The sequence below is a fragment of the Streptomyces sp. NPDC043876 genome (genome assembly GCF_056435825.1).
The window spans coordinates 387,449-407,047 of sequence record NZ_JBWKDV010000009.1 but is presented as its reverse complement, the minus strand read 5'-3'; the positions used below and the strand labels follow the sequence as shown (position 1 = coordinate 407,047).

The following is a 19,599-nucleotide window of genomic DNA, read 5'->3' as shown; positions in this document are numbered from 1 at the left end:
GGACGGTACGGGCCCTCACCCGTTCACCCGAGCGCTCCGCTCAGCGCTGCGCGTCGTACACGTCCGTCAGCACCCGCGCCCGCTTCACGTCGTCCGCGATCGCCTCCAGCAGCCCGTCCAGCGACTCGAACTTCGCCATCCCCCGCACGTAGGCGAGGAAGTCGACGGTCACGTGCAGACCGTAGAGGTCGAGGCCCACGCGGTCGATGGCGTACGCCTCGACCGTCCGCTCGGTCGCGTCGAACTGGAGGTTCGTGCCCACCGAGATGGCCGCGGGCATCCGCTCGCCGTCGGCCGTCAGCCAGCCCGCGTACACGCCGTCGGCCGGGATCGCCGTGTGCGGCAGGGTCTCGACGTTCGCCGTCGGATAGCCCAGCTCCCGGCCGCGCTGGGCGCCGCGCACCACGACGCCCTCGACCCGGTGCGGCCGGCCGAGGATCTCGGCCGCGCCCTCCATGTCGCCCTCGGCGACCAGGCGGCGCACGAGCGTGGAGGAGAAGGCCTCGCCGCCGCCCGCCGCGCCGCGCACGACGAGGTCGATGACCTCGACCTCGTAGTCGTAGGTCGCGCCCAGCTCGGTGAGGAAGGCGACGTTCCCGGCGGCCCGGTGGCCGAAGCGGAAGTTCGGACCCTCGATGACGGCGCGCGCGTGCAGCTTGTCGACCAGGACCTTGACGATGAAGTCGGCCGGGGACAGCTGTGAGAACTCCGCCGTGAAGGGCAGCACCAGCAGGGCGTCGACGCCCAGCTCGGCCATCAGTTCGCCGCGCCGGTGGTGCGGGGCCAGCAGCGGGGGGTGGCTGCCGGGGCGCACGACCTCGCTGGGGTGCGGGTCGAAGGTGACGACGACGGCCGGCACCCCCAGTTCGCGCGCCCGCTCCACCGTTCGTCCGATGATCAGCTGGTGACCCCGGTGCACACCGTCGTACGAGCCGATGGTGACGACGCTGCGTCCCCAGTCCTGGGGGATGTCCTCCAAGCCACGCCAGCGCTGCACTGTGACCGCTCCTCGCCCGAACCCGTGTTGTACCCGTAGGGATTGCAGGTCTAAGACTGCCATGCCGCTGCTCCGGGGCCCGCATCGGCATCTTGCTCAGGTCAGGGGCACGTCAAAGTCCCCACGGCACCTCGCCGTCGGCCCGGCCGCCCAGCGCGTCGGAGACCCGATACAAAAGCGCCCCCCCTTCACTCCCTCTCTTCACTCCGAGCGCCTGCCCGGACGGGTGAATAAGGGGGCCCGGGTGGATAAAGACCTACCCGAGGGGGGTCGTGGAGCGGTGAGCGGCAGTTCCTGAGCGCTCACCGCTCCACGTCGAACGACGCCGGACGGCGTCAGACGAAGACCGCCAGGGACTTCGCCTTGCCGTTCTTGTTCTCCACCAGCCCGAGGAGCGTGCCCTGCGGCCCGAAGACCGCGACGGTCCGGCCCACCGGGTACTCCTCCGGCATCTCCAGCCGTACCCCGTTGCCGAGCAGCGAGGCGCGCCGCGCGTCGAGGTCCCAGCGCGGGAACGCCGCTGCCGCCGCGTCGGCGATCGGCATGACGGTGAGCTCCTCCTGGTGCTGGTCCAGGGTGCGCGCCTTGTCCAGCTTGTACGGGCCCACCCGGGTGCGCCGCAGCGCGGTGAGGTGGCCGCCGACGCCGAGGTCGGCGCCCAGGTCGCGCGCGAGGGCGCGGATGTACGTACCGCTGGAGCAGACGACGGAGACGACGAGGTCGACGACCTTGGTGCCGTCCTCGGCCTCGGCCTCGCGCATGTCGTAGACCTGGAAGGAGGAGATGGTGACCGGCCGGGCCGGGATCTCGAAGTCCTCCCCGTCACGGGCGCGCTTGTAGGACCGTACGCCGTTGATCTTGATGGCGCTGACCTTGGACGGGACCTGCATGATCTCGCCGGACAGCTTGGCGATGCCCTCGTCCACGGACTCGCGGGTGACCCCGGAGGCGTCCGTGGAGGAGGTGAGGTCGCCCTCGGCGTCGTCGGTCAGGGTGTTCTGGCCGAGGCGGATCGTACCGAGGTACTCCTTCTCGGTCAGCGCGAGGTGGCCGAGGAGCTTGGTGGCCTTCTCGACGCCCAGGACGAGGACGCCCGTCGCCATCGGGTCGAGCGTGCCGGCGTGGCCGACGCGGCGGGTCCTGGCGATCCCGCGCATCTTGGCGACCACGTCGTGCGAAGTGAAGCCGGACGGCTTGTCGACGATGACAAGGCCGTCCGGCGGGGGCGTGCGGTCGGTGCTCATTCCGCGGCTGCGTCCTCGTCGTCCTCGCCGGGCTTCTTGTACGGGTCGGCCTCGCCGGCGAACGTGGCGCCCGAGGACGCCTCGCGCACCTGGGCGTCGGAGGCGCGGACCTTGTCGAGGAGGTCCTCGATGGTCTTGGCGTTCTCCGGCAGGGCGTCCGCCACGAAGGTCAGCGTGGGGGTGAACTTGGTGCCGGCCGCCTGGCCGACCGCCGAGCGCAGAACGCCCTTGGCGCTCTCCAGTCCGGCTGCCGCACTGGCCCGGTCCTCGTCGTCGCCGTACACCGTGTAGAAGACCGTGGCCTCCCGCAGGTCACCGGTGACCCGGGTGTCGGTGATCGTCACGTGCGTACCGAGACGCGGGTCCTTGACTCCACGCTGGAGCTTCTGGGCGACCACCTCCCGGATGAGGTCTGCCAGCTTCTTCGCGCGCGCGTTGTCGGCCACTGGTCCGTCTCCTTCTTTTCTTGCAGTCAGTCGTCATCACCGTGGACCCGCCGTCGTACCGACAGCAGCTCCACTTCCGGACGTGCCGCGACCAGCCGCTCACAGCGGTCCAGTACGTCCGACAAAAAGCCCGTGTCCCCGCTCACCAGAGCGACCCCGATCTCGGCCCTGCGGTGCAGGTCCTGGTCGCCCACTTCGGCCGCGCTCACAGAGAACTTGCGCTGGAGCTCGGCGACGATGGGCCGGACGACGGAGCGTTTCTCCTTCAGCGAATGAACATCGCCGAGGAGCAGATCGAAGGACAGAGTCCCCACGTACATGCGGTGGCCGGATGTCCCGCCGGTTCGGGTTAGGCGACCTGCCGGGCCGTCGCTCGGCAGGGACACCAGAACCGTACACGCAACGGCCGGGGCCGATCGACGGATATTCCGCCGACCGGCCCCGGTACTGCGTTGTTACGACACGGTGCGAACCGCCCCGCGCTTACGCGCGCGGCTTCTCGCGCATCTCGTACGTCGCGATGACGTCGTCGACCTTGATGTCGTTGTAGGAGCCGAGGTTGATACCGCCCTCGAACCCTTCGCGGATCTCGGTGACGTCGTCCTTGAAGCGGCGCAGACCGGAGATGGTGAGGCTCTCGGCGATGACCTTGCCATCGCGCAGGAGCCGCGCCTTGGTGTTGCGCTTGACCTCGCCCGAGCGGATGAGGACACCGGCGATGTTGCCCAGCTTGGACGAGCGGAAGACCTCGCGGACCTCCGCCGTACCGAGCTCGACCTCTTCGTACTCCGGCTTGAGGAGACCCTTCAGGGCCGCCTCGATCTCCTCGATGGCCTGGTAGATCACCGAGTAGTAGCGGACGTCGACGCCCTCGCGGTCCGCCATCTGCGCGGCACGGCCGGCCGCACGGACGTTGTAACCGATGACGATGGCGTCGGAGCCCATCGCCAGCGAGATGTCGGACTCGGTGACCGCACCCACACCGCGGTGCAGGACGCGGATGTCGACCTCTTCACCGACGTCGAGCTGGAGCAGCGAGGACTCGAGAGCCTCGACCGCACCGGACGCGTCGCCCTTGATGATGAGGTTGAGTTCCTGGACCAGACCGGCCTTGAGGACCGAGTCGAGGTCTTCCAGGGACACCCGGCGGACGCGCTTGGCGAAGTTGGCGTTGCGCTCGCGCGCAGCACGCTTCTCGGCGATCTGACGGGCGGTGCGGTCCTCGTCGACGACGAGGAAGTTGTCGCCGGCGCCGGGGACGTTGGTGAGACCCAGGACCAGGACGGGGGTCGAGGGACCCGCTTCCTCGACGTTGTTGCCCTTGTCGTCGAGCATGGCGCGCACACGGCCGTAGGCGTCGCCCACGACCATCGTGTCGCCGACGCGGAGGGTACCGCGCTGGACGAGGACGGTGGCGACGGCACCGCGGCCGCGGTCGAGGTGGGACTCGATCGCAATACCCTGAGCGTCCTGCTCCGGGTTGGCGCGCAGGTCGAGCGAGGCGTCGGCGGTGAGGACGACGGCCTCCAGCAGGGAGTCGATGTGCAGACCCTGCTTGGCGGAGATGTCGACGAACATCGTGTCGCCGCCGTACTCCTCGGCGACCAGACCGAACTCGGTGAGCTGACCGCGCACCTTGACCGGGTCGGCACCCTCGACGTCGATCTTGTTGACCGCGACGACGATCGGGACGCCGGCGGCCTTGGCGTGGTTGAGCGCCTCGATCGTCTGCGGCATGACGCCGTCGTTGGCCGCGACCACGAGGATCGCGATGTCGGTCGACTTGGCACCACGGGCACGCATGGCGGTGAACGCCTCGTGACCGGGGGTGTCGATGAAGGTGATCTTGCGCTCTTCACCGTTGACCTCGGTACCGACCTGGTACGCACCGATGTGCTGCGTGATGCCACCGGCCTCGCCCGCAACGACGTTCGTCTTGCGGATGGCGTCGAGCAGTCGGGTCTTACCGTGGTCGACGTGACCCATGACGGTCACGACCGGCGGACGCGGCATGAGGTATTCCTCGCCGCCCTCGTCCTCGCCGAACTCGATGTCGAAGCCCTCGAGCAGCTCGCGGTCTTCTTCCTCCGGGCTGACGATCTGAACGACGTAGTTCATCTCGCCGGCCAGCATTTCGAGCGTCTCGTCGGAGACGGACTGCGTGGCAGTGACCATCTCGCCGAGGTTCATCATCACGGCGACGAGCGACGCCGGGTTGGCGTTGATCTTCTCCGCGAAGTCGGTGAGGGACGCACCGCGCGACAGGCGAACGGTCTCGCCGTGACCGCGCGGCAGCATGATGCCGCCGACCGACGGGGCCTGCATGGCCTCGTACTCCTGGCGACGCTGGCGCTTGGACTTGCGTCCACGACGCGCGGGACCACCGGGACGGCCGAAGGCGCCCTGCGTGCCACCACGGGCATTGGGGCCACCGGGACGGCCGGCGAAGCCGGGACGGCCACCGCCACCCGCACCAGGACCGCCGCCGAAGCCGCCACCACCGGGACGGGGGCCGCCGAAGCCGCCGCCGCCACCGGGACGCGAGCCGGGACCGGCCGGACGGCCGGCGAAGCCGCCGCCACCGGCGGGACGACCGGCACCACCGGTGCCGGGACCACGACCGCCCGCACCGGGACCGCGACCGGCACCGCCGGGGCCGCCACCGGGACGGGGACCGGCAGCGGGACGCTGCGGCATCATGCCGGGGTTCGGACGGTTACCGCCCGGAGCACCACCCGGACGCGGAGCGCCGCCCTGCGGGCGGGGCATGCCGCCCGGGGTCGGACGACCCGCACCGGCGCCGCCCTGGGGACGCGGAGCGCCACCGGGACCGCCCTGCGGACGCGGAGCACCCTGGCCGCCGGCGCCGGGGGCACCGGGACGGGGGGCACCCTGCGGGCGGGGAGCCTGCGGACGCGCCATGCCGGTGGAGCCACCGGAGGTGAAGGGGTTGTTGCCGGGACGGGGACCCGCGGGACGGGCACCACCCGGACGGGCGGCCTGACCGCCGGCGGCGGGACGCTGTCCCTGGGCCGGACGCTCCTGGCCGGCCGGACGCGGCGCGCCGGGACGGGCACCGGTCTGACCCGGGGCCGCGGCCGGACGCTGCTGCGCGGGACGCGGACCGGGGGTCGCACCGGCGGGACGCTCGGTGCGCTCGGCGCGCTGCGGGGCAGCGGGGGCCGAGGGCGGCGCGGTGAACTCGGTCGCGACCGGAGCGGGCGCCTGGACGGCGGGCTTCGGGGCGGCCGGGGCCTTCGGGCCGGGACGCGGGCCGGAGGCGGCCGGAGCCACCGGCGCGGGGGCGCTGGGCGCCGCGGCGGCCGGGGCCTCGGCGACGACCGGCTTGGGGGCCGGGGCGCCGGGCTTGGGCGCCGCGGGACGTGCAACGGCGCCCGGGGTGGGAGCCCCGGGCTTGGCGGGCGCGGCCTTGCGGGGCGCGCCGGGCTTCGCAGCGGACTTGCCGGCGTTGCCGCCGGGGCCCTGCAGTGCGTCAGTCAACTTGCGTACGACCGGCGCCTCGATCGTCGAGGACGCCGAACGCACAAACTCACCGAGTTCTTGGAGCTTGGCCATGACGACCTTGCTCTCCACTCCGAACTCCTTGGCGAGTTCGTATACCCGGACCTTAGCCACTAATGCTCCTTTTAGGTCCGGGTTACGCCGGACCGTCGCTACTTCATGGGCGTACTCATCGCGTACTCATCGAGTGCTCATCGCAATCTCGACCTACTTCCAACTCGCGAGGTACCTGACCGCACGGGGCATCCGTGCCGTACTGCTTCTGTTCTTGCGCTGTGCCTCTACGGCCCTTCTACGGCCTTGCGCAGCTCCACCGTGTCGAACGGTCCCGAGGACTTGAAGGCCCTGGGGAACGCGCGTCGGCGTACCGCCTGGTCGAGGCAGACCACGGCGGGATGCACGTAGGCACCCCGGCCGGGCAGCGTACCGCGATGATCGGGGACGCATGCGTCCCCCACCGCCACGATGCGCAGCAGGTCGTTCTTGGCCGCTCGCTCCCGGCACCCCACACAGGTGCGTTCAGGGCATGCGCGGGCATGCGTCCGGCCAGACACGCTTAAGTCTACCTCCCCGCACCGACCTCACCCCTACGGGCGAAAAATCGAACGGACGTCGTCGTGTTATCACCTGTCTACCGGCCGAGAACCTCCGGCCGGTAGCGGTTTATTCCCCGCCGGGCCCTTAACGGACCGGGCGGTCCGACCGCTGGTCGCGGTCGCCGCCCCGGTCGGAGCGCTCGCCGCGGTCGGAGCGGTCGGCGACCGCCCCGTCCTCGGCGGGCTGCTCCGTGTCGGGGCGGATGTCGATGCGCCAGCCGGTGAGCCGCGCGGCGAGGCGGGCGTTCTGGCCCTCCTTGCCGATGGCCAGCGACAGCTGGTAGTCGGGCACGGTGACCCGGGCGGAGCGGGTGTCCCAGTCGACGACCTCGACCTCGCTCACCCGGGCGGGTGACAGCGCGTTCGCGACCATCTCCGCCGGGTCGTCCGACCAGTCGACGATGTCGATCTTCTCGCCGTGCAGCTCCGCCATGACGTTGCGCACGCGGCTGCCCATCGGGCCGATGCAGGCGCCCTTCGGGTTCAGGCCCGAGCGGGTGGAGCGCACCGCGATCTTGGTGCGGTGACCGGCCTCGCGGGCGATCGCGCAGATCTCGACGCTGCCGTCGGCGATCTCCGGGACCTCCAGGGCGAAGAGCTTCTTCACCAGGTTGGGGTGGGTGCGCGAGAGGGTCACGGACGGACCGCGGACACCCTTGGCCACCCGGACGACGTACGTACGAAGACGCAGGCCGTGGGTGTACTCCTCGCCCGGCACCTGCTCCTGCACCGGCAACATGGCCTCCATCTTGCCGATGTCGACCAGCACGTTCTTGGGGTCCTTGCCCTGCTGCACGACGCCGGTGATGACGTCGCCCTCACGGCCGAGGAACTCGCCGAAGGTCTGGTCGTCCTGCGCGTCGCGCAGACGCTGCAGGATCACCTGCTTGGCGGTGGTGGCGGCGATCCGGCCGAAGTCCGACGGGGTGTCGTCGAACTCCTTGGGCTCCTGGCCCTCCTCCAGATCCCGCGGGTCCTCCTTCGCCCACACGACCACGTGGCCGTTGGTGCGGTCCAGCTCGACGCGTGCGCGCCGGAAGCTTCCCTCGGTGCGGTGGTACGCGATGAGGAGAGCGGACTCGATCGCCTCGACCAGCAGGTCGAAGGAGATCTCCTTCTCCCGGACCAGACCCCGCAGGGCACTCATGTCGATGTCCACGGCTACGCCTCCTCTTCCTTCTTGTCCTTGCGGTTGAACTCGATTTCGACCCGCGCCTTGGCGATGTCGGCGAACGCGATGCGGCGGGCGGTCGCCTTGCGGCCCTTCACGCCCGGTACTTCGAGGTCCATGCCCTCGTCGTCGACGTCGAGGATGCGGGCGATCAGTTCGCCGGCATCCTTTTCCCCCTCGGCGGCCAGCTGGAACTTCACGAGCCTGCCGATCGCCCGGACGTAGTGGCGGTGCTCGGTCAGCGGGCGGTCGGCGCCCGGCGAACTCACCTCGAGGACGTACTCGTCCTCACCCATCTCGTCGGTCGCGTCCAGCGTCTCGGAGACCACCCGGCTCAGCTCGGCACAGGTGTCCAGCTCCACGCCCTCGTCGGAATCCACGATGATGCGCAGCATGCGGCGCTTGCCCGCCTTGGAGATCTCGATCTCTTCGAGGTCCAGGCCCTGGGCGGCGACGAGCGGCTCCAGCAATGCGCGCAGCCTGTCGCTCTGGGTGGTGCTCATCCGGGTGACTCCTCGGCCGCGTGTGCTGTTGTGGTTCCGTCGCGTGTGTCGCGTGTCAGGTCAACAGGGTATCCGGTCGCGGGGGGTGTTGCCGTCCGCCCTGTGGACGGGGCCCCGGGTACCGTGATCTTTGCCTGCCCCCGTTCCTGACCGCCGTGACCACCGAGGACGCCGCCGTGCCCTGGACCATGCCTTCGCGAAGGAGCCTGCTGACCGGTGCCGCGGGTGCGGCCGGTGCCGCGCTGCTCACCGGGTGTTCGGGGGGCGGGGTGGCCGCCGAGAGTGCCGAGGCACCACCCGAACGGCCGATCCGGGAGGGCGCGGTACGGGACAGCGAACTGCTGCTGGAACGTTACGACGCCACCATCGCCGCGCATCCGCCGCTGGCCGGACGGCTCGCCCCGCTGCGCTCGGCGGTCGCCGCCCACGTGGGGGCGCTGGCCCCGGACGACGGCGCCCCGAAGCCGTCCCCCTCGACCTCCGGGTCCGCGGCCCCGGGGTCCCCCGCGCCGGATCCCGGGACGGGCGCGGCCGGCAACCCGCCCGGGAAGACCGCCGGGAAGAACGCCGACCCGGTGCCCGCCCAGCCCGCGGAGGCGCTGGCCGCGCTCGCGACCGCCGAGCGGGACCTGGCCGAGGCCCGCACGATCGCCCTGGCCGGGACCTCGGGGGAGCTGGCCCGGCTGCTCGCCTCGGTGGCCGCCTGCGGCGCCGTGCACACCTACCTGCTCGGCCCGAACTCCGGAGGCAAGGCGTGACCAGACCCGTGACCCGCGCGCAGGCGCCGGAACCCACCCGCAACGGCGGCCGCCCGCTGACCGCCGCCCAGGCCGTACTGGCCGCCGAGCACGCGGCGGCCTACGGCTACGGGGTGATCGGCGCCCGGGTCGCGCCCGAGCGCTCCGGCGAGGCGCGGGACGGCTACGGGGTCCACCTCGCCCGCCGTGACGCGCTCGCCCGCACCGTGCGCGACCTGGGCGGGTCTCCGCAGCCCGCGGAGGCGGCGTACGCGCTGCCGTTCCCGGTCCGCACCCCGGGCGACGCGGAGCGGCTCGCCGCCGAGATCGAGGAGCGGGTGGCGGGCGCGTACTCCGATCTGGTGCGCGCCGCGGACGGTCCGCTGCGCCGGGAGGCGGCCGACGCGCTGAGCGCGGCCGCGGTCCGCGCGGCACGCTGGCGCGGCGGCGGCGTAGCCTTCCCTGGGCTCGCGGAACGCGCTGAACGAGTCCGCAACAGCTGAAAGGGACCCCGCACGCATGGCTTTCGAACCGCCGGAGCGGCTCGTACGGGCGCTCGGCGAGACGCCGGATCCGTCGCAGAACACCCAGTGGCTGGGGCGGCTGCCCGAGCTGGCCGGGAAGGCGCTGGCCCGGCGCGGGGTGCTCGCCCAGCGGGTGCAGGCCCCCGGCGGCCGCAGCAGTCTGGTGGTCCTGGTGCGCTACCCCGACAGCAGCCCGGCCGCGCTGAAGATCGCACCGCCGGGGGCCCGGCCGGACCGGGAGCGGGCCGCGCTGGACCACTGGGCGGGTTTCGGCGCCGTACGCGTCCTCGACACGGCGGCGGACGCGGCCGCGGGCGGGGGCGAGGACGACGGCGCGCTGCTCCTGGAGCGGCTCCAGCCGGAGGTCTCGCTGCGCTCGCTGCCGGACGCGAAGGCGCTGCTGGAGGCGGCGGGCACGATCCGGCGGCTGTGGGTGGCGCCCCCGGCGGACCACCCTTTCGAGACGGTGGCCGAGCGTACGGGGCGCCAGTGCGCGGTGTTCGTGACCGCGCCCGCGCAGGCCGCGCCGCTGGTCGCGGCGGCGCTCTCGGCCCGGGAGGAGCTGGTGGCGCTGCCGGGTGAAGAGGCGCTGCTGCACGGGAACTTCCGCCAGGGCAAGGTGCTGGCGGGCGAGCGGGCGCCGTGGCTGACGGTCGGTCCGGAGCCGCTGGTCGGCGACCGCGAGTACGACCTCGCCCGGCTGTGCCGGGACCGGCTGGAGGACCAGGTCGCCACCTCGGCGGGCGCGTCGGGCGCGCGGCGGCGGGTGAACCGGCTGGCGGACTCGCTGGAGGTGGACCGGGACCGGCTGCGCGGCTGGACGCTCTTCCGGGCGGTGGAGTCCGGGGTGCGGGCGCTGGCGGCGGGACGGCGGCGGGACGGCGAGCTGCTGCTGGAGTTCGCGGGCTGGCTGTAGGCGGTCGGGCCGGTTGGCGCGGCCGCTGCCGGGCATACCGCCGATAGGTGGATTTGTCGGGCAGGAGGCCGTCATGGTCGAGGAGCTGCTGACAGCGGGAATCGCCGCGGGAACCGGTGTCGCGGTGCTGCTGGGCGCCGGGGCCCGGGTGGTCAAGCAGTACGAACGGGGCGTGGTGTTCCGCTTCGGTCGGCTGCGGGAAGGGATCCGGGGGCCCGGGTTCACGCTGGTCCTCCCGGTGGTGGACCGGCTCCGCAAGGTCAACATGCAGATCGTGACGATGCCGGTGCCCGCCCAGGAGGGCATCACGCGGGACAACGTCACGGTGCGGGTGGACGCCGTCGTGTACTTCAAGGTCGTCGACGCGGCGAACGCGATCATCGAGGTGGAGGACTACCGCTTCGCGGTCTCCCAGATGGCGCAGACCTCGCTGCGCTCCATCATCGGCAAGTCCGACCTGGACGACCTGCTGTCCAACCGGGAGCAGCTGAACCAGGGGCTGGAGCTGATGATCGACAGCCCGGCGGTGGGGTGGGGCGTGCAGATCGACCGGGTCGAGATCAAGGACGTGTCCCTGCCGGAGACGATGAAGCGGTCGATGGCCCGGCAGGCGGAGGCGGACCGGGAGCGGCGGGCCCGGGTGATCAACGCGGACGCGGAGCTCCAGGCGTCGAAGAAGCTGGCCGAGGCGGCCGAGGTGATGTCGGAGCAGCCGGCGGCGCTGCAGTTGAGGCTGCTGCAGACGGTGGTGGCGGTGGCGGCGGAGAAGAACTCCACGCTGGTCCTGCCGTTTCCGGTGGAACTCCTGCGCTTCCTGGAGCGCGCGGCCCCGGCGCCGGGGCCGGTGGCGAGTCCAGTGGCGGCGGCTCCGGCTCCCGGCGGCACGGCCGCGCCCCCGGCTGGACCGGCGGCCCTGGACGAGGGCGCCCCTGCTGCTCCGCCCGCGGCCCCCGACCCCCTCCGGGACGGGGATCAGTAACCGTAGCCCAGCTGACCCCTCTGCCTCCGGCGGGGCTGATCTTGCCGGGGTCCGGAGGAGGCCTCCGGGCTGCGCTGCGGGGCTGATCTTGCCCGGGTCCAAGGGAGCATCTCGCGCTGCGCTTGCCTCCGGCGGCGCCTCAAGCGCCGGCGGGGCTGGTTTTGCCCGGCCGGGTGCGGACGGCTCGACCCAGTGGGACGTGCCCGGTGACCCCGCGAGACGGATGACCGCCGGGCGCCCACCCTTCAGCCCCGCCGGCGTTTGAGGCGCCCCGGAGCGGAGGGCCACGCGGCCGCACACCTCACGCCTCGCGGGCGTTGCGCGACCAGAGCCCGGGAGCCCGAGCCCCGACCCCCCAGCCTCGCCGGCGTTTGAGGCGCCGCCGGAGGCGAGAAGGCGACAGCCGCACACTCCCCGCCTCACGGACGCTTGGGCGCGGCCAGACGCAGGCCCCGCACCCGACCCCCAGCCCCGCCGGAGGCGGGGGCCGGCGCCCGGGGCCGGTTACGGGAGGAGGCGGGACAGGGCTTCCGCGAGGGGGAGTTCTTCGCGGACACCGGTGGCGCGGTGCTGGAGTTCGACCACCTCGTCGGCGGAGCGGCGGCCCGCGACCAGGATCCACGGCACGCCCATCAGCTCGGCGTCCGTCAGCTTCACGCCGGGCGAGAGCCCGGGCCGGTCGTCCAGCAGGACCCGCTTCCCGCCCTCGGCCAGCGCCCCGGCGGCCCGCTCGGCGAGCGCGAGCGGCACCGCCTTGCCCGCCGCCACCACGTGGACGTCGGCGGGGGCGACCTCCGCGGGCCAGCACAGGCCGCGTTCGTCCGCGCTCTGTTCGGCCAGGGCCGCCACCGCCCGGGAGACGCCGATGCCGTACGAGCCCATCGTGACGCGGACCGGCTTGCCCTCCTTGCCGAGGACGTCCAGCCCGAAGGCGTCCGCGTACTTGCGCCCCAGCTGGAAGATGTGGCCGATCTCGATGGCCCGGTCCAGGCGCAGCCCCGTACCGCAGGCCGGGCAGGGGTCACCGGGTTCGACGACGACCACGTCGAGGTACTGGTCGACCTCGAAGTCCCGTCCGCACACCACGTTGCGCGTGTGGGTGTCGGGGCGGTTGGCACCGGTGACCCACGAGGTGCCGGGCGCGACGCGGGGGTCGGCCAGGTAGCGGACCTTCTCCAGGCCCTGCGGGCCGACGTAGCCGCGGACCAGGTCGGGCCGGCCGGTGAAGTCCTCGGCGGTCACCAACTCGACGACGGCCGGGGCCAGGTGCTCGCCCAGCTTGCCCAGGTCCACCTCGCGGTCCCCCGGTACTCCGACGGCCACGATCTCGCCGTCCACCTTGACCAGCAGGTTCTTCAGCGTGGCGGAGGCCGGTACGCCGAGGTGCGCGGCCAGCGATTCGATGGTGGGGGTGTCGGGGGTGGCGATGTCCTCGGCCGGGCCGTGTTCGCCCGCGACCGGCGTCAGGGCGAAGGTGACGGCCTCGGTGTTGGCCGCGTAGTCGCAGGACGGGCAGTCGACGAAGGTGTCCTCGCCCGCGGCGGCGGGGGCGAGGAACTCCTCGGAGGCGGAGCCGCCCATGGCGCCCGAGACGGCCGAGACGATGCGGTGGTCGAGCCCGAGGCGGGTGAAGATCCGCTGGTAGGCGGCGCGGTGGAGCGCGTAGGACTCGGCGAGGCCCTCGTCGTCGACGTCGAAGGAGTAGGAGTCCTTCATCTGGAACTCGCGGCCGCGCAGCACGCCCGAGCGCGGCCGGGCCTCGTCGCGGTACTTGGTCTGGATCTGGTAGAGCATCACCGGCAGGTCCTTGTAGGACGTGCACTGGTCCTTGACGACGAGGGTGAAGATCTCCTCGTGCGTGGGGCCGAGCAGGTAGTCGGCGCCCTTGCGGTCCTTGAGCCGGAAGAGCAGGTCGCCGTACTCCGTCCAGCGCCCGCTCACCTCGTACGGCTCGCGCGGCAGCAGCGCCGGCAGCAGCACCTCCTGTGCGCCGATCGCGTCCATCTCCTCGCGGACGACGCGGGAGACGTTCTCCAGGACCCGCTTGCCGAGCGGCAGCCAGCTCCACACGCCGGCCGAGCTGCGGCGTACGTAGCCCGCGCGGACGAGGAGCTTGTGGCTGAGGGTCTCCGCGTCGGCCGGGTCCTCGCGGAGGGTCTTGGCCATCAGGCGGGACATGCGCTGCACGTGTTGCGTTGACATGACGCGAGGCTACCGGGGGCGCCGGGGCCCCGGACAATCCATTACGCAGGACCCCGCCCGGACAGCCTGTGACGGGCAGTCAGGGCCGCAGCAGGGGCAGTGGAGCGCCCATCACCGCGTAGGGCAGGTGGGCGCTCGGGAAGTGCACGCGACGGGCGAGGTCGGTGTAGCCGAGCCCGCGGTACAGCGCGCGGGCCGGGCTGTCGGTGTCGATCGCGGAGAGGATCGAGCGCGGTTCGGCGGCGGTGTCGGTGATGCGGGTGATCAGGGCGCGGCCGACGCCCCGGCCCTGGCAGGCGGGGTGGACGTGGAGTTCGGTGATGACGAAGGAGCCGTCGAGCCAGCCGTCGTGGCCGCCGGCGCGCAGGTGCGGCTCGACGACCGTGGACCACCAGTGCGTACGGTCGTTGGGCATCCCGTAGACGAATCCGACGAGGGCGCCGTCGTCCCCGTAGGCGCCGAGGGCGCGGGCGCCGGGGCAGACCATGTGGCGCTGCACGATGTAGCGCCGGATGGCCACCTCCTCCTCGCTGAGCCCGAAGGCGACGGCCTGGACCCGCAGGGCCTCGTCCACGCGGGCGGCCAGGTCGAGCGGACCGAGGGTGACGCCGGCGGGGTGGCGGGGGTCGCCCCCGGGGGTAGGCAGCATGCGGCCGACCTTACTTCGCGCCGCCCGCGCCCGGTACGGACTTGGCACACGCCGCTGACACGGGACGGCGGCATACGACACCGGCGCGCGGTAGGAGGGCATCGGTCAGAACAGCACGCTCATGAACTCCCCGACCTCGCGGAAGCCCACCCGCCGGTACGAGGCCCGCGCGGCGGTGTTGAAGTCGTTCACGTAGAGGCTCACGACCGGGGCGATGTCCCGCAGGGCGTACTCGACCACGGCCGCCATGCCCGTCTCGGAGTGGCCGAGGCCGCGGTGGGCGGGGTCGACCCAGACGCCCTGGATCTGGCAGGCGCGGGCGGTGGCCGCGCCGATCTCGGCCTTGAAGATGACCTTGCCGTCCTCGATGCGGGCGAAGGAGCGCCCCGCGGCGACCAGTTCGGCCACCCGGGCCTGGTAGAGCAGGCCGCCGTCCCCGGCGAGCGGGGAGACGCCGACCTCCTCGGTGAACATGGCCACGCACGCGGGCATGATGATGTCCATCTCCTCCTTGCGGACCCGGCGGACCAGCGGGTCCGCGGCGATCTCGGAGGACGGCTGCTCGATGGTCATCAGGGGCTGGTGGGAGCGGACGTCGCGGGCGGGGCCCCAGTGCGGCTCCAGCAGCCGCCACAGCGGTCCGGCGGCGTCGGCGGGCCCGACGATGGAGGAGCAGCGGCGGCCGGTGCGCCGGGCGCGGTCGGCGAAGGCGCGTACGGCCTCGGGGGTGGCGCAGACGGGGACCAGGTTCGCGCCCGCGTAGCACAGGGAGGTGAGGTGGCCGTCGGTGTACCAGCCCCACATCTCGCCGCCCAGGCGCCAGGGGTCGAGGCCCGCGACCTGGACCCGGGACGTGACGAAGGCGTTCGCGACGGGCTCGCGGCCGAGTACTTCGAGCGCGGCGTCGAGATCGCTGGGTTCCAGGACCCGGGTGGTGGTCTGCGTCAACACTGTAGGGGGCCTCACCGTGCACGTCCGCTGATCTCCGCACTGTACCCGGCGCACCCGTGGGATGGCGCCCGCAGCGGCACACGAAGGCCCCGGCCCCGCCCGCGAGCTGCGGGGACGGGGCCGGGGCGGATCCGCGGGTGCGGCGGGAGCCGCGCGGGAATCCCTCAGCCGGCGACGGAGATCTGCGGCTCGCCGGACGCCACGCCGTCCCGCTCCATCTGCTCGGCGATCTTGAGCGCCTCTTCGATGAGGGTCTCGACGATCTTCGACTCGGGCACGGTCTTGATGATCTCGCCCTTGACGAAGATCTGGCCCTTGCCGTTGCCGGAGGCGACGCCGAGGTCGGCCTCACGGGCTTCGCCCGGGCCGTTGACGACGCAGCCCATGACGGCGACGCGCAGCGGCACCTCCATGCCGTCCAGGCCCGCGGTGACCTCTTCGGCGAGCTTGTAGACGTCGACCTGGGCGCGGCCGCAGGAGGGGCAGGAGACGATCTCCAGGCGGCGCTGCTTGAGGTTCAGCGCCTCCAGGATCTGCAGGCCGACCTTGATCTCCTCGACCGGCGGGGCCGACAGGGAGACGCGGATGGTGTCGCCGATGCCCTCGGAGAGGAGCGCGCCGAAGGCGACCGCGGACTTGATGGTGCCCTGGAAGGCGGGGCCGGCCTCGGTGACGCCCAGGTGGAGCGGGTAGTCGCAGGCGGCGGCCAGCTGGCGGTAGGCGTTGACCATCACGACGGGGTCGTTGTGCTTGACCGAGATCTTGATGTCGCCGAAGCCGTGCTCCTCGAAGAGGGAGGCCTCCCACAGCGCGGACTCGACCAGCGCCTCCGGGGTGGCCTTGCCGTACTTCTTCAGCAGCCGGGCGTCGAGGGAGCCCGCGTTGACGCCGATCCGGATCGGGGTGCCGGCGTCGGAGGCGGCGCGCGCGATCTCCTTGACCTTGTCGTCGAACTGCTTGATGTTGCCCGGGTTCACGCGGACCGCGGCGCAGCCCGCGTCGATCGCCGCGAAGACGTACTTGGGCTGGAAGTGGATGTCGGCGATGACCGGGATCTGCGACTTCTTCGCGATGACCGCGAGGGCGTCGGCGTCGTCCTGGGTCGGGCAGGCCACGCGCACGATCTGGCAGCCGGAGGCCGTCAGCTCGGCGATCTGCTGGAGGGTGGCGCCGATGTCGGAGGTCCGCGTCGTGGTCATGGACTGCACCGACACGGGTGCGTCACCGCCGACGGCGACCGAGCCGACCTGGATCTTGCGGCTGACGCGGCGGTCGGCAAGCCTGGTCGGCACGGACGGCATTCCGAGAGAGATGGCAGTCATCTGCTGAGCAACCCCAAGTGTGGATCAAGGCATGGATCGAGGTCCCGAGATCGGCGGGCTCCAGCCTTCGAGATTACGCCAATCGGCACGGCCGCCGCGCATCCGAGGGGCCGCACCACCCAAACGTAGGGAGTCGGACACGATTCGTGGCCGACGCGCCCCGGAGTGCGGTACGACGATCAGCCGAACGGCGGCCCCCGCGGCGGGCGGTGGCCGCCGCGGGGACCCCGGTCAGCTGATCTTGATCGGGTTCACCACGTCGGCCACCATGACCAGCGCCGTGAAGCAGACGAAGACCCCGGCCACCAGGTAGGCGGCGGGCATCAGCTTGGCCACGTCGAAGGGGCCCGGGTCGGGGCGCCGGAAGACCCGGGCGACCGTGCGCCGGACCGACTCCCACAGGGCGCCCGCGATGTGCCCGCCGTCGAGCGGGAGCAGCGGCAGCATGTTGAACAGGAACAGCGCCAGGTTGAACATCCCGACGAGGTTCAGGAACATCACGAGCCGGTCGGTGGCCGGGATGTCGAGGTTGGCGATCTCGCCGCCGATGCGGGCGGCGCCGACGATGCCGATCGGGGAGTCCGGCTCGCGCTCGCCGTCGCCGAAGGCCGCGTTCCACAGCGGCGGGATCTTGGCCGGGAGCTTGAGCAGGCCGCTCACGCTCTGGTCCACGACGTCGGCCATGTGCGTGGCCGACTGGCCGAAGGAGAGCGCCTCGGTCTCGGTCGCCGGGCCGAAGCCGAAGAAGCCCGCGGTGACGAACTGGCCCTTGACGTAGCCGCCGTGGCCGTCCGTCTTGCCGACCGTGTTCTCGATCAGGGTGGGCCGCAGCTCCAGCTCCCGGCCGTCGCGCACGACGGTGACGGTGACCGGGCCGATGGTGTCGCGGATCTTCTGCTGGAGCACGGACCAGTCGGTGACCCGGTGCCCGTCGAAGGCGACGATCCGGTCGCCGGCCCGCAGCCCGGCGGCCTTGGCCGGGGCCACCTGGTCGCCCGGCCGGCAGGTGGTGCGCTTGTCGCTCTGCTTGAGGACGCAGTCGGAGACGGAGGCCACCTTGGTCGTCTGCTGCGTGACCCCGAAGGTCATCCAGACGCCGAAGAAGATCGCGAGGGCGAGGACCAGGTTCATGAAGGGGCCCGCGAACATCACGATGACGCGCTTCCAGGGCTTGCGCGTGTAGAAGAGCCGGTCCTCGTCGCCGGGCTGGAGCTCCTCGTACGCGGCCGAACGGGCGTCCTCGATCATCGACCGGAAGGGGGAGGTCGAGCGGGCGGTGACCTTGCCGTCCTCGCCCGGCGGGAACATCCCGATCATGCGGATGTAGCCGCCCATCGGGATGGCCTTGAGCCCGTACTCCGTGTCGCCCCTCTTGCGGGACCAGATGGTCCGGCCGAAGCCGACCATGTACTGCGGCACGCGGATGCCGAACAGCTTGGCCGTCGAGAGGTGGCCCAGCTCGTGCCAGGCGATCGAGACCAGCAGTCCCACCACGAAGATGAGCATGCCGATCACGGTCATCAGAATCGTCATGCGCGCGCCTCCACTGCGGCCTGCGCCGCCATCTCCCGGGCCCGGGCCCGTGCCCAGGTCTCCGCCTCCAGGACGTCCGGGACGGTCAGAGAGGTTCCCGAGCGCGGGGTGCCGTGCTCGTCGACCACGGCTGCGACCGTATCCATGATTGCTGTGAACGGCAGCCGGCCGGCCAGGAAGGCCTCCACGCATTCCTCGTTCGCCGCGTTGAACACCGCGGGGGCGGTGCCGCCCAGGGCGCCGACGTGCCGGGCCAGGCCCACGGACGGGAAGGCATCGGTGTCCAGCGGGAAGAACTCCCAGGTGGAGGCCTTGGTCCAGTCGAAGGCGGGGGCCGCGTCGGGGACGCGCTGGGGCCAGCCGAGGCCGATCGCGATGGGGCCGCGCATGTCGGGCGGGGTGGCCTGGGCGAGGGTGGAGCCGTCGGTGAACTCGACCATCGAGTGCACGTAGGACTGCGGGTGGACGACGACCTCGATGCGGTCGAAGGGAATGTCGTAGAGGAGGTGCGCCTCGATGACCTCCAGGCCCTTGTTGACCAGGGTCGCGGAGTTCACGGTGATGACCGGGCCCATGGCCCAGGTCGGGTGCGCGAGGGCGTCCTCGACCCGGACGTCGGCCAGTTCGGCGCGGGTGCGGCCGCGGAAGGGGCCGCCGGAGGCGGTGACCACCAGCTTGCGCACGTCCGCCCGGGTGCCGGCCGCGAGGGCCTGGAAGAGCGCGGCGTGCTCGGAGTCCACCGGGATGATCTGGCCCGGCCGGGCCAGCTCCTTGACCAGCGGGCCGCCGACGATCAGCGATTCCTTGTTGGCGAGCGCGAGGGTGCGCCCGGCGCGGAGCGCGGCGAGGGTCGGCGCGAGGCCGATGGAACCGGTGATGCCGTTGAGGACGGTGTGGCACTCGGAGGCGGCGAGTTCGGCCGCGGCGTCCGGTCCGGCCAGGATCTCGGGCATCGGCTCCGCGCCGTACTGGTCGCCCAGCGCTTCCTTCAGGGCCGGTACGACGTCCTCGCGGGCCACCGCCACCGTCTTCACCCGCAGCAGCCGGGCCTGCTCCGCGAGCAGGCCGACGCGACCGCCCGCGGCGGACAGCGCGGTCACCCGGAACCGGTCCGGGTTCCGCAGGACGAGGTCGATGGCCTGGGTGCCGATGGAGCCGGTGGACCCGAGGACGACGATGTCCCGGCGGCCGGCCGCGGCGTCGAAGAGGAGGTGCGGGTCGGCGAGGGGGGATGGGCTGTCGCTCATCCCCCTATTGTTGCCGCATCGCCGGGCCGCCCGGACACCCTCTCCCCGACCGGTGTCCGG

General features: G+C 72.3%; 18 protein-coding genes. 4 read left to right on the top strand and 14 right to left on the bottom strand.

The annotated features are described in order from the left end of the window. Positions 1–40: 40 nt before the first annotated feature. The 8 genes from AC0693_RS27865 to rimP form a co-directional block, all read right to left on the bottom strand. A complete protein-coding gene (locus AC0693_RS27865; protein WP_356407738.1) occupies positions 41–997 on the bottom strand; it encodes a bifunctional riboflavin kinase/FAD synthetase in 957 nt (318 codons plus the stop codon). Between the two features lie 335 nt (positions 998–1,332). Then, complete coding sequence (truB, locus tag AC0693_RS27860) at positions 1,333–2,241, bottom strand: tRNA pseudouridine(55) synthase TruB (protein WP_478803178.1); 909 nt, start codon at positions 2,239–2,241, stop codon at positions 1,333–1,335. Then, positions 2,238–2,687 (bottom strand): 30S ribosome-binding factor RbfA, encoded by a 450-nt coding sequence (gene rbfA / locus AC0693_RS27855; RefSeq protein ID WP_356407744.1) that lies wholly within the window; start codon positions 2,685–2,687, stop codon positions 2,238–2,240. Before rbfA ends, truB begins: the two co-directional genes overlap by 4 nt. A gap of 26 nt (positions 2,688–2,713) precedes the next feature. Beyond that, on the bottom strand, positions 2,714–3,007 hold the full coding sequence (locus tag AC0693_RS27850; protein ID WP_356407747.1) for a DUF503 domain-containing protein: 294 nt from the start codon (positions 3,005–3,007) through the stop codon (positions 2,714–2,716). A gap of 163 nt (positions 3,008–3,170) precedes the next feature. After that, positions 3,171–6,323, bottom strand: coding sequence for a translation initiation factor IF-2 (gene infB, locus AC0693_RS27845; protein ID WP_478803177.1), 3,153 nt, complete (start codon positions 6,321–6,323; stop codon positions 3,171–3,173). A 167-nt stretch (positions 6,324–6,490) separates the two neighbouring features. Beyond that, positions 6,491–6,763: a YlxR family protein gene (locus tag AC0693_RS27840; protein ID WP_469336938.1), complete on the bottom strand. Its 273-nt coding sequence runs from the start codon at positions 6,761–6,763 to the stop codon at positions 6,491–6,493. Positions 6,764–6,890: 127 nt separating this feature from the next. Then, positions 6,891–7,964, bottom strand: coding sequence for a transcription termination factor NusA (gene nusA, locus AC0693_RS27835; RefSeq protein ID WP_356407755.1), 1,074 nt, complete (start codon positions 7,962–7,964; stop codon positions 6,891–6,893). Positions 7,965–7,966: 2 nt separating this feature from the next. Next, positions 7,967–8,479 carry a ribosome maturation factor RimP gene (gene rimP / locus AC0693_RS27830; protein ID WP_469320370.1) on the bottom strand — a complete coding sequence of 171 codons (513 nt, stop codon included), beginning with the start codon at positions 8,477–8,479 and terminating at the stop codon, positions 7,967–7,969. A 155-nt stretch (positions 8,480–8,634) separates the two neighbouring features. Here rimP and AC0693_RS27825 point away from each other — a divergent pair, with 155 nt between their 5' ends. The 4 genes from AC0693_RS27825 to AC0693_RS27810 all read left to right on the top strand — a co-directional run bounded on the left by AC0693_RS27825 (position 8,635) and on the right by AC0693_RS27810 (position 11,635). After that, complete coding sequence (locus tag AC0693_RS27825; RefSeq protein ID WP_478803176.1) at positions 8,635–9,237, top strand: hypothetical protein; 603 nt, start codon at positions 8,635–8,637, stop codon at positions 9,235–9,237. Next, complete coding sequence (locus AC0693_RS27820; RefSeq protein ID WP_478803175.1) at positions 9,234–9,719, top strand: ferritin-like domain-containing protein; 486 nt, start codon at positions 9,234–9,236, stop codon at positions 9,717–9,719. The genes AC0693_RS27825 and AC0693_RS27820 overlap by 4 nt, the downstream gene beginning before the upstream one ends. Positions 9,720–9,735: 16 nt before the next feature. Continuing rightward, entirely contained in the window at positions 9,736–10,656 is a 921-nt protein-coding gene (locus AC0693_RS27815) for an aminoglycoside phosphotransferase family protein (RefSeq protein ID WP_478803174.1), read from the top strand. A 73-nt stretch (positions 10,657–10,729) separates the two neighbouring features. Continuing rightward, positions 10,730–11,635 carry a slipin family protein gene (locus tag AC0693_RS27810; protein WP_478803173.1) on the top strand — a complete coding sequence of 302 codons (906 nt, stop codon included), beginning with the start codon at positions 10,730–10,732 and terminating at the stop codon, positions 11,633–11,635. 504 nt (positions 11,636–12,139) lie between these two features. Here AC0693_RS27810 and AC0693_RS27805 read toward each other — a convergent pair. From AC0693_RS27805 to dxr, 6 genes are all read right to left on the bottom strand, one after another. Next, a complete protein-coding gene (locus tag AC0693_RS27805) occupies positions 12,140–13,837 on the bottom strand; it encodes a proline--tRNA ligase (RefSeq protein WP_469320373.1) in 1,698 nt (565 codons plus the stop codon). Positions 13,838–13,916: 79 nt separating this feature from the next. Next, on the bottom strand, positions 13,917–14,486 hold the full coding sequence (locus tag AC0693_RS27800; RefSeq protein ID WP_478803172.1) for a GNAT family N-acetyltransferase: 570 nt from the start codon (positions 14,484–14,486) through the stop codon (positions 13,917–13,919). Positions 14,487–14,591: 105 nt separating this feature from the next. Further along, positions 14,592–15,437, bottom strand: a complete 846-nt coding sequence (locus AC0693_RS27795; protein ID WP_478803171.1) for a GNAT family N-acetyltransferase — start codon at positions 15,435–15,437, stop codon at positions 14,592–14,594. A gap of 164 nt (positions 15,438–15,601) precedes the next feature. Then, positions 15,602–16,759: a flavodoxin-dependent (E)-4-hydroxy-3-methylbut-2-enyl-diphosphate synthase gene (gene ispG, locus AC0693_RS27790; protein WP_468464142.1), complete on the bottom strand. Its 1,158-nt coding sequence runs from the start codon at positions 16,757–16,759 to the stop codon at positions 15,602–15,604. Between the two features lie 231 nt (positions 16,760–16,990). After that, on the bottom strand, positions 16,991–18,292 hold the full coding sequence (locus AC0693_RS27785; protein ID WP_356407785.1) for a M50 family metallopeptidase: 1,302 nt from the start codon (positions 18,290–18,292) through the stop codon (positions 16,991–16,993). Further along, the gene (gene dxr, locus AC0693_RS27780) at positions 18,289–19,539 is read right to left on the bottom strand and encodes a 1-deoxy-D-xylulose-5-phosphate reductoisomerase (protein WP_478803170.1); all 1,251 of its coding nucleotides are present in this window, start codon (positions 19,537–19,539) and stop codon (positions 18,289–18,291) included. The genes AC0693_RS27785 and dxr overlap by 4 nt, the downstream gene beginning before the upstream one ends. Between the last annotated feature and the right edge of the window lie 60 nt (positions 19,540–19,599).

Bases quoted from the DNA above. Each gene is read 5' to 3' on its own strand.
- truB (WP_478803178.1), bottom strand. From the start codon at position 2,241: ATGAGCACCGACCGCACGCCCCCGCCGGACGGCCTTGTCATCGTCGAC.
- AC0693_RS27850 (WP_356407747.1), bottom strand. From the start codon at position 3,007: ATGTACGTGGGGACTCTGTCCTTCGATCTGCTCCTCGGCGATGTTCAT.
- rimP (WP_469320370.1), bottom strand. From the start codon at position 8,479: ATGAGCACCACCCAGAGCGACAGGCTGCGCGCATTGCTGGAGCCGCTC.
- AC0693_RS27815 (WP_478803174.1), top strand. From the start codon at position 9,736: ATGGCTTTCGAACCGCCGGAGCGGCTCGTACGGGCGCTCGGCGAGACG.
- AC0693_RS27810 (WP_478803173.1), top strand. From the start codon at position 10,730: ATGGTCGAGGAGCTGCTGACAGCGGGAATCGCCGCGGGAACCGGTGTC.
- AC0693_RS27805 (WP_469320373.1), bottom strand. From the start codon at position 13,837: ATGTCAACGCAACACGTGCAGCGCATGTCCCGCCTGATGGCCAAGACC.
- AC0693_RS27800 (WP_478803172.1), bottom strand. From the start codon at position 14,486: ATGCTGCCTACCCCCGGGGGCGACCCCCGCCACCCCGCCGGCGTCACC.
- ispG (WP_468464142.1), bottom strand. From the start codon at position 16,759: ATGACTGCCATCTCTCTCGGAATGCCGTCCGTGCCGACCAGGCTTGCC.
- AC0693_RS27785 (WP_356407785.1), bottom strand. From the start codon at position 18,292: ATGACGATTCTGATGACCGTGATCGGCATGCTCATCTTCGTGGTGGGA.
- dxr (WP_478803170.1), bottom strand. From the start codon at position 19,539: ATGAGCGACAGCCCATCCCCCCTCGCCGACCCGCACCTCCTCTTCGAC.